This window comes from Agrobacterium sp. LAD9, assembly GCF_003031125.1.
Classification (GTDB): Bacteria; Pseudomonadota; Alphaproteobacteria; order Rhizobiales; family Rhizobiaceae; genus Agrobacterium; species Agrobacterium radiobacter.
Genome location: NZ_PHGS01000006.1, coordinates 133,857 through 149,808 on the forward strand (window position 1 = coordinate 133,857; position 15,952 = coordinate 149,808).

At 59.3% G+C, this 15,952-nt stretch carries 12 protein-coding genes; 8 read left to right on the plus strand and 4 right to left on the minus strand.

Annotated elements, in window-relative coordinates; genetic code table 11:
- Positions 1-224: 224 nt before the first annotated feature.
- The 3 genes from DA915_RS05605 to DA915_RS05615 are packed head-to-tail and all read right to left on the minus strand — an operon-like array spanning position 225 to position 4,861.
- Positions 225-2,606 (minus strand): LPS-assembly protein LptD, encoded by a 2,382-nt coding sequence (locus tag DA915_RS05605; RefSeq protein WP_060726131.1) that lies wholly within the window; start codon positions 2,604-2,606, stop codon positions 225-227.
- Entirely contained in the window at positions 2,607-3,695 is a 1,089-nt protein-coding gene (gene lptG / locus DA915_RS05610; RefSeq protein WP_060726132.1) for an LPS export ABC transporter permease LptG, read from the minus strand.
- Positions 3,692-4,861, minus strand: coding sequence for an LptF/LptG family permease (locus DA915_RS05615; RefSeq protein ID WP_003502098.1), 1,170 nt, complete (start codon positions 4,859-4,861; stop codon positions 3,692-3,694). The genes lptG and DA915_RS05615 overlap by 4 nt, the downstream gene beginning before the upstream one ends.
- Before the next feature lie 297 nt (positions 4,862-5,158).
- Here DA915_RS05615 and DA915_RS05620 point away from each other — a divergent pair, with 297 nt between their 5' ends.
- The 3 genes from DA915_RS05620 (at position 5,159) to DA915_RS05630 (ending at position 8,353) form a co-directional block, all read left to right on the plus strand.
- Positions 5,159-6,652, plus strand: a complete 1,494-nt coding sequence (locus tag DA915_RS05620) for a leucyl aminopeptidase (protein ID WP_107675451.1) — start codon at positions 5,159-5,161, stop codon at positions 6,650-6,652.
- A 25-nt stretch (positions 6,653-6,677) separates the two neighbouring features.
- Complete coding sequence (locus tag DA915_RS05625; protein ID WP_107675346.1) at positions 6,678-7,127, plus strand: DNA polymerase III subunit chi; 450 nt, start codon at positions 6,678-6,680, stop codon at positions 7,125-7,127.
- Between the two features lie 197 nt (positions 7,128-7,324).
- Entirely contained in the window at positions 7,325-8,353 is a 1,029-nt protein-coding gene (locus tag DA915_RS05630; protein WP_107675452.1) for a sensor domain-containing diguanylate cyclase, read from the plus strand.
- A 31-nt stretch (positions 8,354-8,384) separates the two neighbouring features.
- Here DA915_RS05630 and DA915_RS05635 read toward each other — a convergent pair whose 3' ends face one another.
- Complete coding sequence (locus DA915_RS05635) at positions 8,385-9,311, minus strand: Gfo/Idh/MocA family protein (protein WP_107675347.1); 927 nt, start codon at positions 9,309-9,311, stop codon at positions 8,385-8,387.
- A gap of 339 nt (positions 9,312-9,650) precedes the next feature.
- Here DA915_RS05635 and DA915_RS05640 point away from each other — a divergent pair, with 339 nt between their 5' ends.
- The 5 genes from DA915_RS05640 to DA915_RS05660 all read left to right on the plus strand — a co-directional run bounded on the left by DA915_RS05640 (position 9,651) and on the right by DA915_RS05660 (position 15,893).
- On the plus strand, positions 9,651-10,838 hold the full coding sequence (locus DA915_RS05640) for a GGDEF domain-containing protein (protein WP_107675348.1): 1,188 nt from the start codon (positions 9,651-9,653) through the stop codon (positions 10,836-10,838).
- Positions 10,839-10,950: 112 nt separating this feature from the next.
- The gene (locus DA915_RS05645; protein ID WP_107675453.1) at positions 10,951-12,891 is read left to right on the plus strand and encodes a GGDEF domain-containing phosphodiesterase; all 1,941 of its coding nucleotides are present in this window, start codon (positions 10,951-10,953) and stop codon (positions 12,889-12,891) included.
- A gap of 119 nt (positions 12,892-13,010) precedes the next feature.
- Entirely contained in the window at positions 13,011-14,717 is a 1,707-nt protein-coding gene (locus DA915_RS05650; RefSeq protein WP_107675349.1) for a sensor histidine kinase, read from the plus strand.
- Complete coding sequence (locus tag DA915_RS05655) at positions 14,714-15,322, plus strand: response regulator transcription factor (protein ID WP_003502108.1); 609 nt, start codon at positions 14,714-14,716, stop codon at positions 15,320-15,322. Before DA915_RS05650 ends, DA915_RS05655 begins: the two co-directional genes overlap by 4 nt.
- 88 nt (positions 15,323-15,410) lie before the next feature.
- A complete protein-coding gene (locus DA915_RS05660) occupies positions 15,411-15,893 on the plus strand; it encodes a heme-binding protein (protein WP_003502109.1) in 483 nt (160 codons plus the stop codon).
- The last annotated feature ends 59 nt before the right edge of the window (positions 15,894-15,952 follow it).

Genomic DNA, 15,952 nt, shown 5'->3' on the forward strand with positions numbered 1-15,952 from the left:
TCGAACTCTCCCGCTCTTCAGGCCTGCACCTGTGCATCCACACCGCAAATTTGCCACGTATATATCATCGCGATCCGCAAGACGGCAATGTGTCGGTTTGTTGAAAGAAAACCCGATAGGTTCCATGCGCGGCCGACATTGGCGTGTTGTTGCGGCGAAACCGTGGCTTTACTGGCCAAATGGTAAAAAGGCAGGCCACGATGCTGCGTAACCTGCCTCTAAACTCAGTAGTTGTTTGGCTTCCAGCCGATATCCATGTCGTTCCAGTCCTCGTTTGCTGAACCGATGCTGATATCGCCGAGCGTCCGGAAGGCCAGACGGGCATTGATCGACCAGTCATTGGCGGCCTGGCGGCTGGAATTGATATTGCCTTCGTCGGAATAGCTGACCGTCAAGATCGTGCATTCATCCTGATAGGCAATGCCGATACGGCGCTCGGCAGCAAATTTTCCGTTCAGATCGTAGTTGATCGAGCCAAACAGCGACCAGTTGTCGTCCATACGCAGCGTACCGGAGGCCTGAATGATATCGCGGTCTTCGTTATAGCCATATTTCGGCTGCGCCTTGACCTGCGTATAGCTGAGCTTGCCGGTGAGGCGGCGGTCCGAATAGCTGATGCCGGTTTCCGACCGGTTGATGTCTAGATCGTCCTTGTCGAGACGCAGGCTCGACGACAGCGAAAGACCGATCGGCGCATCGAAAGCAGCCATGGCGACGTAATCCGAACGGTCGGATTCGAGGCCGGAATTGGCGCCTGCATTGACGAGATCGTAGGAGGCGAAGGAATTGTCGCCCGCCAGATGGAAAGACTGGCCGGCGATGGCACGAACGCCGTAGCCGTTGTCGAAGGTACCGTTATAGCGGAAGCCGATATTGGCGCGCGTGCCGCCTTCGATGCGGTCGAAGCCGGAGAATTTGTCGCGTTCGAACAGATTGGTCGCGTCGAATACGAATGCCTGTGCGTCCTCGTTTGGAAGGCGGCCGGCATATTGTTCGTTCGGGCGCACGAAAATCTGCGCAATGGGTTCAATCACGTGGCTGCTGTTGAGTGCCGTGAACAGCCAGGGATAACGCACTTCCAGGCCGCCGGTGACCATGCCGCGGAAAGCCGCACCGTCATTCATCATGCCCTCATAGGCATAGGAGGTGCCGCCCGAGGTGAAGGCCGCGGGAGACATATCCGTCCAGAGCGCATCACCGCGTGCAGCGAGGATCGGCGTGATCTGCAGGCCGCTGTCCATCGTGAAGGTGCGTTTCCACTCGGCTTCGGTGGAAAGGCGCGTATAGTCGCCTTCAAGCCCGCTGAAGCGCGGATAACCGCCAAGCGCGTAGGCATCCTGCTTCAAGCGCGTGATGCTCGTCAGGTTGGTGGTCAGCGAAAGCTCGCCGCCATAGATCGGATCCGGCACGAAATAACGATAGTCGACAACCGGATGGACGATGGCCTGCTTGCGTTCCTTGGATTCGGTATTGTCCGTGTCCTGAACGTTGAAATAATAACCACGGGCTTCGAAGCTGTTACGCTCGCTCGCGCCGGTCAGGTAGATCTGGTTGGTCTGAACGTCGTTTTTATAACCCTTCAGCCCATAGGTGCGCGAAAAGTTATTGTCGGTCTGCACCATGGCATCCCAGCCGAACGCCCAGCGCGGGTTGATCGAGAAATCACCCTTGCTTGCGATCATGCCACGATTGTCGTTGAGCGCATCGCTGGTGCCGGCCGTGAAGGTATCGGACTTCTGCTGGCTGATGCCGGCGATCGTGACCGTATGCATGCCGGTTTCGAAGCGCTGGCGCAGTTCCGCCTGCAGCAGCAGACCCTGCGTCGTGTAATAGGTCGGCGTAACGGTCACGTCCGAGGTGTCGGACAGAACGTGGAAATAGGGGACGCCGATGCCGAAACCGAGATTGTCGGTAATGCTCATCTGCGGGAACAGGAAGCCCGATTTGCGCTTCACTGTATTGTCCGGAACCGTGAGGAACGGCAGATAGGCGATCGAATGGCCGAAAAGCTGCAGACGGGCCTTTTCCAGCCGGATCGTATGGGTCTTGCCGTCCTGTACGACACGTTCCGCCTTGACCTGCCACAGAGGCGCCTTTTCGGGCCGCTCGGCGCAGGGCAGACACGCGGTGTAGACGCCGTTGTTGAGGACCATCAGGTCGCCTTCGAGACGCTCGGCACTTTCACCCGCGATACGGGTATTGTCCGTGGTCTCGACGCGCAGGGCATTAACGAAGCCCTGACCGAAATCGTCGGTGACGTCCATCTCGTCGGCATAGATCTTGTTGCCGCCCGGCTCGATCAGTTCGATGTTGCCATGGGCAATCACGCGGCCGGTCTGCTGGTTATATTCCACTTGCTGGGCCACCATGCGGTAGCCCGAATATTTCATGCGAACGACGCCCTTCGCGATGACGCGCTGGGAATCGCGATTATAGGTCAGTTCATTTGCTGTAAGCAGGAGTTTCGAATCGTCTTGGCTTGCCGACGCAAGCAAACCATCCTGGCCGAAAGCGACCGGGCTGGATGCCAAATACGCGCACACAGCGGCACCTGTCAGAAGGGCCGTCCAAAGCCGCCTGATATTCCCGCGGTCATATACCGCCACTTAGCCGTCCTCCTGATGAAGCAGAATGGTTGCCCCCAAAGCCAACGCCACGACGACTGGAACCCAGACCGCGACGGTGGGAGGGACAACACCACCACTCCCGAATGCCCTTACGAGCACGGTTACTACATAAAGCACGAAGCCGGAAACGATTCCACCCAGAATCACGGAGCGCGACTGGGCGAAGCGGCTGAACTTTAATGAAACGGTCGCGGCGATCAAGGTCATCGCAACCAGAAGCAGGGGCGTCGATAGCAGGAAATGATACTGCGTCTCAAGCGCCTTTGAAGATAGTCCAAAGGACTTTGCAACTTCGATCTTGTGAGAAAGGTCAAAGAAAGCAACGGTTTCCGTCTGCGTCATGCGCTCCTGGACAAATTCCCGTCTCAGATTGGTACTGATCCGCATGCTCTCTTGCCGAACTGGCACATGTCCCGCGCGCGTTTCTGAAACGCCGTTAAGAAGCCAGTAACCATCTTCCAATTTAGCCGACTTCGCATCCTGCCGCGAGACGATGTTTCCGTCCTTGTCGAGGTGGATCAGAACCACATCGAGAAGCATCGTTCCGTTGTCCTCGAAGCTCTTGGCGCCGATGATCGTATCCTGGCCGCCACTTGTCTGGCGCATCCACGGAATGATCTCCTGCTGACGGCCACCGCCTGCTTCATTGCGCAGACCGGCTTCCATCGCCAGCGACTTGTTCTGGCCCCATGCCGCGATGGGGTTCAGAATGATGACGGACAGGATGCCGATGAAAACCGCGCCGAGCACGAAGGGAAGGATGAATTGCCAGGCGGAAATGCCGGCAGCGCGCGTCACCACCAGCTCGTAGCGCCGGTTGAGCGAGATCAGCGTCGTCATGCCGACGAAGAGGGCGATGAAGGGAACGGTCTGCTGCAGGATCAGCGGCAGGCGAAGCGCCGTGAGGCCAAGCGCGGCCGGAACGGAATAGCCGGGCAGGCCGGACATGCGCCGTGCAGTCTCGCTGAAATCGGCAAGGTAAATGATCGAGGACACGCCGAGCACGAACCAGATGGCGGTGATCAGATAGCGTTTCAGGAAATACCGGGAGAGCGTGTTGAAAATCATGCGTTGCCGCTCCCAGAGCTTTTCGCCATCCGGCTGGAGAAGAGACGGCGCAGACGACCCATCGCATCGGCGATGACCTTCGGCATTTTCGGCTTGCGACCGGTCAGCAGAATGAAGGCGGCAGCGGCGCCGCTGAGGCCCGGAACGGCATAGACCAGCGGAATGAAGGCTGCGCTCTGCTTGATCTGATTGGTGACATAAAAACCAAGCCACCGCAGTATGAAGGCCGTCACCAGCGCAGCGACCATCGGATGCATGCGCGCCTCGCGATGCGAACGGGCGTCAGCGGCGATGACCAGTGAAATCAGCGCGAAGGAAAAGGCGAACATCCAGTCCGACAGGCGCTTGTGCAACTCGCTGCGGAAATTCTCCGGCGAGCGCTTGTAGCTCGCATTGTTCTCGTCGGGCGAGAGAAGGAAACCGAGGCTGGCATCGCCGGGAGAGAGCGACGGCTCCGAATCCTGTTTTTCCGACATGGTCGAAAGGTCGAAGGCGTAGGACAGGAACTTGACGATCGAGACCTTGCCGTCGGGCGTCTTCTGCTGCACTTCGCCGTCGCGCATGGTCAGCGAGGTGCCGCTTTCGTCGATCATGCCTTCCTTGGCATAATAGATGAGGTCGAAATTCGGATCGCGGCGGTCGGCGACGAACAGGCCCTTGAGGATACGGCCCTGCCGCTGCGCAATCTGCACATAGAGGCCGTCCTGAATGGTGCGGAAGGTCTTTTCCTCGATCACCGAAGACAGAAGGTCGGCATAGGCGGCGGCAACCATCTGCCGGGCGGAGCTGCGGGCCGGCGGCTCGATGAAATTGGTGATGGTGAAGGAAAGGGCGCTCAGAACGGCGGCCAGAATGAGAACCGGGCGATACATCACCGAACGCGGCGATCCAGCCGCATCGATGATGGCAAGCTCGGAATCATTGTTCATCGTCGTGAAGATCTGGGTGATGCCGATGACAAGCGCGAAAGGCAGCACGACGGGAATGAGCGTCGGCAGGATCATCGTCGCGAGCGCCATGAAGGAACCCATCGACTGGCCCGTATCGGTCACGAGATTGATTCTCTGGAGAACCTGGATGGTCCAGATGATGGCCAGCACCGGCAGCAGCGCGACCAGAAACATCTGCGTTGTCCGCCGCAGGATATAGTTCTCAAGAAGCTTCATACGGCCCTGTTCGACATTGTTTTTCGTGCGATCGCTCGCCGAATTTCCGCTTATCTAATCGCATCGTTTGCAATTGGCTATTCCGGCATGCTCACAAATATGTTTTGCGCGACGATTTTTCCGTCGCCTGTGTCTTTTTGTGGAACAAGCTGTCGGTTTCATGACGTGATTTCGCATTCCACAAAAATGCCTTTCCTTTAACGACCGTAGGCCTTTAAAGAATGCGGGGTTGCGCCCCCGGCCGAAAAGGCCATGATCATGCGCATCGTGCAAGTCGTCCAAGAAGAGCAGGAAAACATGTCCGCTAAATTCGATATTTCTTTCGCCAATTCCGCCTCGCTGGAAAATGCCCTGGCCGTTGTGCTGCAAGCCTCGGGTGAGGCGCAGGCCGTCGCCGGTGCTTCCGAGGCCGACCCGGGCGGCGTGATCGAGAGGGCGGCGAAGATCTCGGGCTTTTCCGCAAAGTCCATGACGACGCTCGACTTGATTGCGCCGCAGGGTTCCGCCGCCGACCGGCTGCTCGTCATCGGGCTGGGCAAGCCGTCGAAGCTGATCGCCCATGACTGGCTGCGCGCCGGCGGCACCGCCGCCGCCAATTTCAAGAAGGCCGACAAGGTCGTCATCTATCTCGATGCGCCGGGCGTAGAGGCAGGCGGGCAGGCTGCTGCGGATTTCGCGCTCGGCGTTCTCCTGCGCGCTTACAGCTTCGATGCCTACAAGACCAAGAAAAAGTCCGATGACGAAAAGACGCCGAAAAAGGTCGGTATCGTCATCGTCACGGCTGCGTATCAGGAAGCGGAAAAGGCCTTTGCCGTGTCGGAGGCAGTTGCGGGCGGCGTTACTCTGGCGCGCGATCTCGTCAATCTGCCGCCGAACGTTCTCGGCCCGGTTGAATTCGCCGAAAAGGCGGAGGAACTACGCAAACTCGGCGTCGAGGTGGAAGTTCTCGGCGAGAAAGAGCTGAAGAAGCTTGGCATGAATGCGCTTCTCGGCGTCGCGCAGGGTTCGGCGCGTCCGCCGCGGCTTGCGGTGATGCAGTGGAACGGCGGCAACAAGAAGGACGAGCCGATTGCGTTTGTCGGCAAGGGCGTCGTTTTCGATACCGGCGGCATTTCACTGAAGCCCGGCCTCAATATGGAGGATATGAAGGGTGACATGGGCGGCGCTGCTGCCGTCACCGGCCTGATGCATGTGCTCGCAGCCCGCAAGGCCAAGGCAAATGTGATCGGCGTCATTGGTCTTGTCGAGAACATGCCGGACGGCAACGCCCAGCGCCCCAGCGATATCGTCACCTCCATGTCCGGCCAGACCATCGAGATCATCAATACCGATGCCGAAGGCCGGTTGGTTCTGGCCGATGCGCTCTGGTACACTAAGGATCGCTTCAACCCGAAATTCATGGTGAACCTCGCGACGCTGACGGGCGCCATCACGGTTGCGCTCGGCAATCTGCAGGCCGGCCTTTTCTCCAATGATGACGAGCTTTCAGCGCGTCTTGCGCAGGCGGGCGACGTGACAGCCGAAAAACTGTGGCGCATGCCGCTCGGCAAGGATTACGACAAGATCATCGATTCCAAATTCGCCGACATGAAGAACAGCTCGGGCCGTCTGGCGGGTTCCGTCACCGCCGCGCAGTTCCTCAAGCGTTTTGTGGGTGAAACATCCTGGGCGCATCTCGATATCGCCGGCACCGCAATGGGTTCGCCACTGACCGAGATCAATCAGTCCTGGGGCTCGGGTTACGGCGTCAGGCTGCTGAACGAACTCGTTCGCGCCCATTACGAAGATTGAAACGAGTGGGGCGGCACGTCTGCGGATGACTGAAATTCTGTTCTACCATCTGACGGAATCGAAGCTGGAGGACGCGTTGCCGCCTTTGCTCGAGAAATCGCTGGAGCGCGGCTGGAAGGTCGCGATCCAGACGGCGGGCGAGGAGCGTCGTGATTTCCTCGACACACATCTGTGGACCTTTCGTGACGACAGCTTCCTGCCGCACGCCACCGACACTTCGCCCGCACCGCAAAGCCAGCCGATTCTCCTGACGGCGTCGGGCGAGAACGCCAACGCGGCGAGTGTCCGCTTCGTCGTTGATGGCGCCGAGCCGCCAGCGGTGGAGGCCTATGAGCGTATCGTGTTCATGTTCGACGGATACGATGCCTACCAGCTTGAAATGGCGCGAAATCACTGGAAAAGGCTGAAAACAGAGGGACATTCCCTGACTTACTGGCAGCAGTCGCCTGAAGGCCGCTGGCAGAAGAAGGCCTGATCGCACAGCAGGTTTTGTAGTCCCACGATTGGTTCCATACGCAAACAGACCGGCAAAATTTCGCATGTGGCGTCAATTGCCGGTTTTTGCATTATGCGCCGAAAGGAAAGCCGCGAAACAGACGCGGCTTTCATGGTGTGGTCTTTTCATCCGGTCAAAGGCGGGTGCCGCGGACGAAACAGCAGAGGGACATGAGCATGGGGCAGGCAATTTCACGACCGGACGGGGAAATGGAGCGTCTGGTCGCGGTGCGGTCGATCATGTCCTTCAAGAATGCCGACATGCCGGAACTGAAAGTGCTGTCGCAATTGGGGCAGGGTGTTTTCGGCGTGCCACGGGCGGCCGTCCACATCGTTGACGAGGATTGGCTTCATATCGCGGAACAGGCGGGTATGGAGCTTTCAGAATGCTCGCGTGACCTGTCGATCTGCAGCCGCGTCATCACCAAGAGGGATGTGGTGATCATCTCCGATCTGACCGAGCATCCGGATTTCCGTTTCATGCCCTATGTAAAGGGCGGTCCCGGACTGCGTTCCTATGCCGGTGCGCCGATCGAGCTGGAGCCCGGCCTCGTCATTGGCGCCTTCTGCCTGGTCGATACGGTGCCGCGGAAATTCTCTCGTACGGAAATCGACAGCTTAAGACGTTTTGCGTTGCTGGCCGCCGCGCTTCTGCGGCTCCAGAAAGCCAATTTCACCATGAGTCTTGCCGAACGCGAGCTGCGCGACGCCGCGATGACCGACCCGCTGACCGGTTTTTATAATCGCAAGGCTCTGGAGGCGATCGTCGATAGCCAGCTCGGCGCGGCCCTCGGTGCAAACGAGGCCTTCGGTGTCCTCTATCTCGATCTTGATGGTTTCAAGACCATCAACGATACGTTCGGCCACCCGGCGGGAGACCGAGTTTTGACCGAAGCTGCGGGGCGCATTCGCAAAACGGTCCGCAGCGAGGATATCGTGGTGCGTATGGGCGGCGACGAATTCGCGATTTTCATGCCCCGGCCGAGCGCTTCCGAGGTGCTGAACGGATTGGCGGACCAGTTGCTTGCCGCCTTCCGCAAGCCCTTCGATGTCGATGGGAACGAGGTGGGTGCCCGCCTCAGCATAGGCGGCGCGCTGGCCCCGCAGGCCGGAGCAGACCGCGCGACGCTGCTGCAGAGCGTCGACGAAGCTCTGTATCAAGCCAAAAAATCAGGGCGCGACCGTTTCGTCAGCCGCGCCCTCTAAGGCATTGTCCTTCGGGAAGCGTTTCCGCTTCTCAGTCGTAGAAGGAATCCACGAATTTATGGCGGCCGAGCAGGAAGGCGTCGGCCACGTGGGTCAGTGGCGCGAGATCGACGTCGGAGCGGCCTGCCTTGATGATCTCGGAGAAACGCTCGTAAAGGGCCGGATATTCCCGCTCAGGCTCGGACAGTTTTTCTTCGCCGTTGATCGAGAGCTTCGCGCCCCCCTCCGAAAGCACCATCCGTCCCGCTGCCGTCTCGGCGACGATATCCCAGCTCTGCTTGCCGGTCTGGCGCCAGTCGAATTCGGCATGGACGGGCGTTTGCGTCACGTCGGAAAAATGCAGGTCGGCGGCGATCGGCGCGTCACGGTTTTCCGGGAATTCAAGCGTCGCCTTGGTCAGGAACAGCGCGTGCGGCAGGATATGCGTGATGATCGAAAGCGCGTTGATGCCGGGATCGAACACGCCGAGACCGCCCGCCTGCCAGATCCAGGCCTGGTTGGGGTGCCAGTGGCGCACATCCTCTTTCCAGATGACATGAACGCTGTCGATCTTCGTCGAGGCCAGAAACGCCTTCGCAGCCTCGACCGCCGGCGCATAACGCGAATGCCAGCTTGCAAACAGCGACAGGCCCTTTGAACCCGCAAGCCGCACGAGATCCTGCACTTCCGAAAGAGTGGCGCCGGGCGGCTTTTCGAGGAAGACGTGCTTGCCGGCATTCAGTGCCGCATAGGCGGCCTCGTAACGATATTGCGGCGGCATGCACAGCGATACCGCATCGATAGCAGGCACAGCCTCCAGCATGGCCTCGATGGTGCCATAGGAAGCGACGCCGTCCACCGTGCCATGACGGCTCGCGGTGCAGATCAATTCAAAATCCGGATTACCTGCGATGGCGGGAAGATGCTGGTCACGAACGATTTTGCCGACGCCGACGATGGCAAGCTTGGTGGCTGACATGAAGTGGAACCCGTGTGAGTGCTGCATAGGATAAAGTGTGATTTTTACAAGTTTTTAGCAGAAACGCTCGAAGGAGCAAGGTGATCGTTTCCGCCCGGCGCGTCTTTTTTCAAGTTGTAACTTCATAACAATTTTTCGGTATTGGTATTATTTTATTGTGTAATATTTGAGTTTAAAAAATATTATTTTGAGTTTTTAGTGTTATTTTTTTTGTCAATCAGCGGTTTTAATGTTGATTTTTTCAGGTATATTCCATGAATATTAGCGGCAATTTTATATTTCACTTGAATAGATTTTTTGAATAGCAGGTGTGTGTTGGTTTTACTTAGAGATGACCGTTTGTCTGGCTTCGTTCAGAAAGTCAACGAAAACAGCCGGCAATTCAATACATATGGATTTATTTTCGGCGTCACCCTCTACAATCTCTACGTGCTTGTGGACATAAGTCTGGTGCCGGAGATCATCTGGCTGGATCTCACAGTCCGCCTGTTTATCATCACGCCGCTTCTGTTTCTTTATTTTCCCGCCCGCTATTATGCGATCAATGTGCGGCCGGATGCGGTGGTGCATGAGGTGCTTCACGGGCTGGGCTGCATGATGGTCGTCGCCTCGATCATGTTCATCTATGCCAATGCGCAGACCTCATCGGCCAGCGAATATTACATGGGGATCGTCACCGTCGTCCTCTATATGAATACGATACATCGCAAACCGTTTCCGCTTGCGGTCATGGGCACGGTCGGCTGCATGGCGGTTTTCATGATCGGCATGGAATATGTCACCGTGACGAGCGAGGTGGCCAAGCTCCCCGCGATCATGTGTTCCGTCGGAATCAGCGCCGTCTCACTGTTTGCGGCCTATCGTATCGAGCAGGTGGAAAGACGGGACTATCTGGCGTCGCTGCGCGAGAAGACGTTGCTGCAGCGGATTCAAAACGCAAATCACGAGCTTCAGCAGCTCTCCAATACGGACCAGCTCACCGGCATCCGCAATCGCCGCAGCTTTGACGAGGCGGCGAACGAGGCTTCGGGCGGCAACGGCAGGCCGCGGGCGCTCATCCTTCTCGATGTCGATTACTTCAAGAACTACAATGACTCAGAGGGCCATGTGGCCGGCGATGATTGCCTGCGCAGGATCGCCGGCAGGCTGCGCAGCGCCCTGCGCAGGGACGATGGCGACAGAAGTTTCGTCGCGCGTTATGGTGGCGAGGAATTTGTGGTTCTGCTCGACAATTGCGCTGTTTCCGCTGCACTCGCCATCGGTGAAAGACTGAGATTGGCTGTGATCGACGAGGCCATACCCCATCTCAACCGCCCCGACGGGCGGGAAATCGTCACCGTCAGCCTCGGCATTGCGGTTTCCGGTGACGGCAGGGAGATCATATACGAGATGGTCAACCGGGCCGATATGGCGCTTTACGAGGCGAAGCGCCAGGGCCGCGACCGGCTGGTGCTGGCCTCGGGGCATATGGGAACGATTGTCGGGCCAGCGGAACTTTACGGCGTCGAAGCCGCAATGTCGGCATAGGACACTGAAGGCTGGGCGATGTGTTATAAGTTGTGTCCTGCGCGAAGCGGGATCTGTGAAGGCCATGTGCCGGAATTCCGGCCCCAGAACACATAATAACCGGGGAATGCAGATGATGGAATTGATCGCCTCACAAGCGGCAGCATCCGCTGCCGAACTTCCATTCCTCCTGCTTCAGGCGGCCGCCGTCGTTGGCATGGTGTCCGTGTTGATCCTCCTGCGGCGAAATATCGCCCTCGAGGACCCCCGCTATAAAATCTATTATGGCATCGTGTTCGGAATGACGGGCTTTCTGCTGACGCTGCTGGTTTCCGAATTCATCAAGCTGCCCTCCAAACCTTATATCCGCTCCGACCTGCTGTTTCTCGCCGGGGTGCTCGGCTCCTGGCAGGGCGGACTGATCAGCCTCGTCCTCGTGGCGGCCGGGCGTTTTGTGTTCGGTGGTCCCATGCTGTTTTTTGCGGCCCTGCAGGACATGGCCGTCATTTCGGCCTGCGGCATCATCATGTATGGCTGGATGCGCAAGCGCCGTCTCGCCGATCTTGGAATTCGGGATATCCTCACCGTCTTTGCGGTCAGGTGCATTGCCGTGCTGCTTGCAGTCGCAGTCTCATTCGCGCTTGGTCTGGTCGATCAGGCACTGTTTTTGAGTGCAGTCGGCCGCCGAACCCTCGGCGCGGTCGCCGTCGGCCTGCCGATGATCGTCTGCCTGTTCATCCTTCTGCGCAGCGAGGCGCGGGCGCGGGACGAGGCAAAGAAGCGCGACGTTGCGGCGCGGACGGATTCATTGACCGGCCTGCCCAACAGGCGCGCCCTCAAAGACCATATAGAAACAACGATGCGGCAGGAGCCGGCCGTTCCGCATGCTCTCATTCTCATCGAAATCATCAATATTGCCGATGTCGCCGCCTGCGAGGGCGAGGACTGGAGCGATCTTTTCTGGCCCAGGCTGGCGCGGGAAATCTGCGATACCGAAGACGGTCTGCTGTGCAGGTCCAGCACGCCCTGCAGCTTCATGTTCGGCGATACGACACTTGCGGTCGTCATGCAGGGGGTTTCGCTGGAGAAGTCGGAAAGTGCGAAACTCATGATGCATCTGCATGATGGGTTGAGCACGTTTTGCCGCTCGGCGGAGGCGGGGCCGGTTCCGCATCTCAAAATCGGTGCGGCAAATCTGGACCAGCTTTCCCGGCAAAATGTCGCCTCCTTCCTCAGACACCTCAGTCTGGCGCTGAAGGGAAGCGATCATCCGGTGCAGATTTTCCCTTTCTCCTTTGCCGAGAAAGCGACACGGGACGAGGCGGTGCGGCAGATGCTGGTCAACTGGGTCAAATCCGGCAGACCGCCCATTTGTTATCAACCGAAATTCGAAATGCGCGATCGCCGCATGATCGGCGCTGAAGCGCTGCTGCGCGCGGTCGATGCACGCGGACAGGCGCTTTCGCCTTATTATGTGCTGGAGATCGCCGAACGCCATCGGCTGCTGGTGGAATTCGAATGGTCGACGATCGAAGCCGTCGTGCGCGACCTTCGTGACCTGCACGGCCTTGATGCGGATTTTCATCTGGCCGTGAATGTTTCCGCGTCTTCTTTTGCGACTGCGCGTTTCGGAGACCGGGTCGTGACGCTTCTACGCGAAATGGCAGTGCCGACGCATCGCCTCTCGATCGAAGTGACGGAGATGAGCAGGATACCCACCACGGATGTCGTGCAGCAGAATTTCGATGCGCTGGTCGCCGCAGGCGTCCGGCTGGCGCTCGATGATTTCGGCACCGGTTATGCCGCGCTTACTTTGCTGGCGCGGTTCCCTTTCGAAGAGGTCAAGATCGATCACTGGATGACGTCGAGGCTCGACCAATCGCGGTTCAGGGAGGCCATCGCACTCGCTTTCGAAAGCGCCGAGCGCTACGGCGCAAAGCTGGTAACGGAAGGCATCGAAACGGAGGAGCAGAGCCGGCTTCTCATGCAGATGGGCATACGCTTCGGACAGGGTTATCTTTACTCCCCCGCCGTGCCGCTCGCCCGGCTGCAGCCTCGCAGGGCGTGTGCCTAACGCGTGGAGACCGATCGGGGCCCTTGCTGCGGCCAATGGCCATCAAAGGGAATTCGGCGACTGCTGCATTGAATGTTTTCCCGGTCTGTGCTGAGAAACTCCTTTGATGAACGAATGTCATGATCCTTTTTAAAGGTCATGCGGGCGAGCCGATGCTTGAAAACAATGACGCATGGAACGACATGCCCGGAAAGCCGGCTCAGCACTTGCCGAATGAATCGGCCAAGGGCGAGGGTGGCGCCGGCCGCTCGCTTCGCGCGGCCGCCCATGCCGTATCAGGCGACCGGCCTACGGCGGACAATCCGCAGCCGCTTTCAGGATGGCCTTTTCTCAGGTTGTTTCTGGTCTGGGTATTGCTCATGGCGGCCGTTATTTCCGCTTTGGCGGCTTATCAATATGTCAGCCTGCTCGGCGAGCTGGGGCGAGAGAGCGACGCGTTGCAGGCAGAGGCATCCCGCCGGGCCGATCAGCATGATGCCCATGTGACGGCGCTTTCGGCGGTGACGCAGGCGGAGCAGGGGGCGGATTACGGCCTGCTGCTCGATGTCGCCGCGCCCATTCTGCAATTTTACCCGCGCATCGATGAGGTTCAGCTGGTTTCCCTCAACGAGGCGGGGCCTGTCATAGGCACCCGATCGCTGGAAAACGAGCTGGCAGCGGCGATCCGCAAGGCGGCATCGGTCTTTACCGGCCGGCCCGCCCTGGTGGCGAGCGATCTCAGGCCCGGCCATTACATGATCGTCAAGCGCAGCCCCAATAACGAGACGGCCTCGAAAGCGCTGGTGCTTGCCGTCGATGCCGCGCGGCTTCTGGCGTCCGATGCTCCGTTCTGGTCGGCGAAACAGGCGGTGATCCGCCTCAAAATGCCTGACGGTACAGTCCTGTTCGGCCCGCCCTCGCTACCGGAAGCACCGCAATATGTCCGGCAACTGAGCAGCGCTACCCAGCCGCTTATGCTCGAAGTCGCGCTCTCGATCACCTGGCGCGATCTCTTGCCCGGCCGCGCCCTGTTGGCGGGCATGGCCGGCGCGAGCATCGTTTTCCTGCTCGGTACTGTCATGGCAAGACAGAGGACGCGCATGCGCGCCGCCGAAAGACGGGCCGAACTGAGCGGCATGGAGGCGCGGCTCACCCATGCTTCGCGGGTCAATGCACTCGGAGAAATGGCAAGCGGTCTTGCCCATGAGCTGACCCAGCCTCTGACGGCGATATTGGCGCAGGCGCAGGCCGGGCGGCGGCTGCTTGCCCGTCAGGATGTCACGGCCCTTTCCGGTGCTCTCGACGATATGATCGATCAGGCGCGATGCGCCGCCAATATGCTCGACCGGTTTCGCAACTGGTCGCTGCCGCACCGCAAGCCGGTGGCGGCGCATGATCTGCGCGCGGCTCTACGCAATGTCGATGCGCTGCTTGCCGGCGAAGCGGCCCGGCATGAGGCCAGCATCGACATCGCCATGCCCGATGCTCCGCTTTTGGTGCGGGTTGATCCCGTCGAAATAGAACAGGTCATGTTCAATCTGCTGCGCAACGCGCTTGATGCGCTCACTGCCATTGAAGGCAGGCGCGCCATCACCGCCAGATTGAGCCGGAGCGGTGATTTCGCCGTTCTCGAGGTTGCCGATAACGGCCCCGGCGTCGCACCGGGCCTGCGCGACCGGCTGTTCACGCCTTTCGCCACCACGAAAACGAACGGCATGGGTCTGGGACTTGCCCTCAGCCAGCGGCTGGTGGAGCGCGCCGGCGGTGAAATCCTTTATGTCGAGAGTGAGAATGGCGCGCTTTTCCGCGTTGTCCTCCCGGTTGCAGCGGAGGCACAGACCCCATGACGCTGCCCGTCTATCTCGTCGATGACGATGACGCCGTGCGCAAGGCGCTGATCCTGCTCCTGTCCACCGTCGGCATCAAGGCGAAGGGCTTTGCCGATCCGGTGGTATTTCTCGGCCAGCTATCCGGGCTCGAACCGGGCTGCCTCATCTTCGATATCCGCATGCCTGCTATCACCGGATTGAAGCTGCAGGAGAAGCTGACGGAAGAGGGGATCGACTGGCCTGTCATCATCATTTCCGGTCACGGCAATATCGAAGCCTGCCGCCGGGCCTTTCACAACGGCGCGGTGGATTTTCTCTCCAAGCCCGTGGATGAGCAGGATCTCATCGACGCGATCCAGAAGGCGCATCGGATATTGACCCGCACGCTCGATGCAAAGGCACTGCAGGCGGAGAATATGGCGCTTTTATCGCTGCTGACCGCGCGGGAGCGGGAAATACTCGAACGCATCGCACTTGGGTTTACCACACGCCAGATCGCCGACGGGCTTGGCCTTTCGCCGCGCACGGTGGACAGCCATCGTGCCGCCATCGGCCTCAAGCTCGGCACCACCTCGCAGGCGGAAATGACAAGGCTCTGGCTGGAAGCCGGTGCGGATCGGTAGAACTACCGAGCAGCCGGCAAGTCTTACGGATTCGCGGCCGAGCGCCGTCCGCTTAAGCTGCAGTCCTCATCAAGCAAGAGGACTTTCCATGATCCGCACCCTTCTCATCGCTTCCGCCCTGATCGCTCCTTCGGCCGCATTGGCGCAGACGCTGCCGACCGCGCCCTATCTGCCGCTCGAAATGGCGGAAAAGGCAGCCAAGGCAGCGCTTCAGGCTTGCTCCGCCAAGGGCAGCGCCGTCACAGTTGCCATCGTCGCCCGCGATGGTGCTACCAAGATTGTGCTGAAGGCGGATGGCTCCGGTCCACACACGGTCTCCAGCGCAACCGGCAAGGCCTTTGCCGCCGCATCGCTCGGCCGTGATATTGGCGAGATCGCCGAATTCATCGCCTCGAAGCCTGCCAATGATGGCCTTCGCAACATGGATGAGCGCATGGTCATCCAGGCCGGCGGCCTGCCGATCAAGATCGGCGACGCCCTGGTCGGCGGCATCGGTGTCGGCGGCGCGCCATCGGGCGCGATCGATGCCGAATGCGCCCGTGAAGGTCTCAACACGATCGGCGCGAAGTAAACTGCGACAATGCGATACGGCGGCTTCGCAAGAGGCCGCCGGCTCTGCGCTGTCGCGCA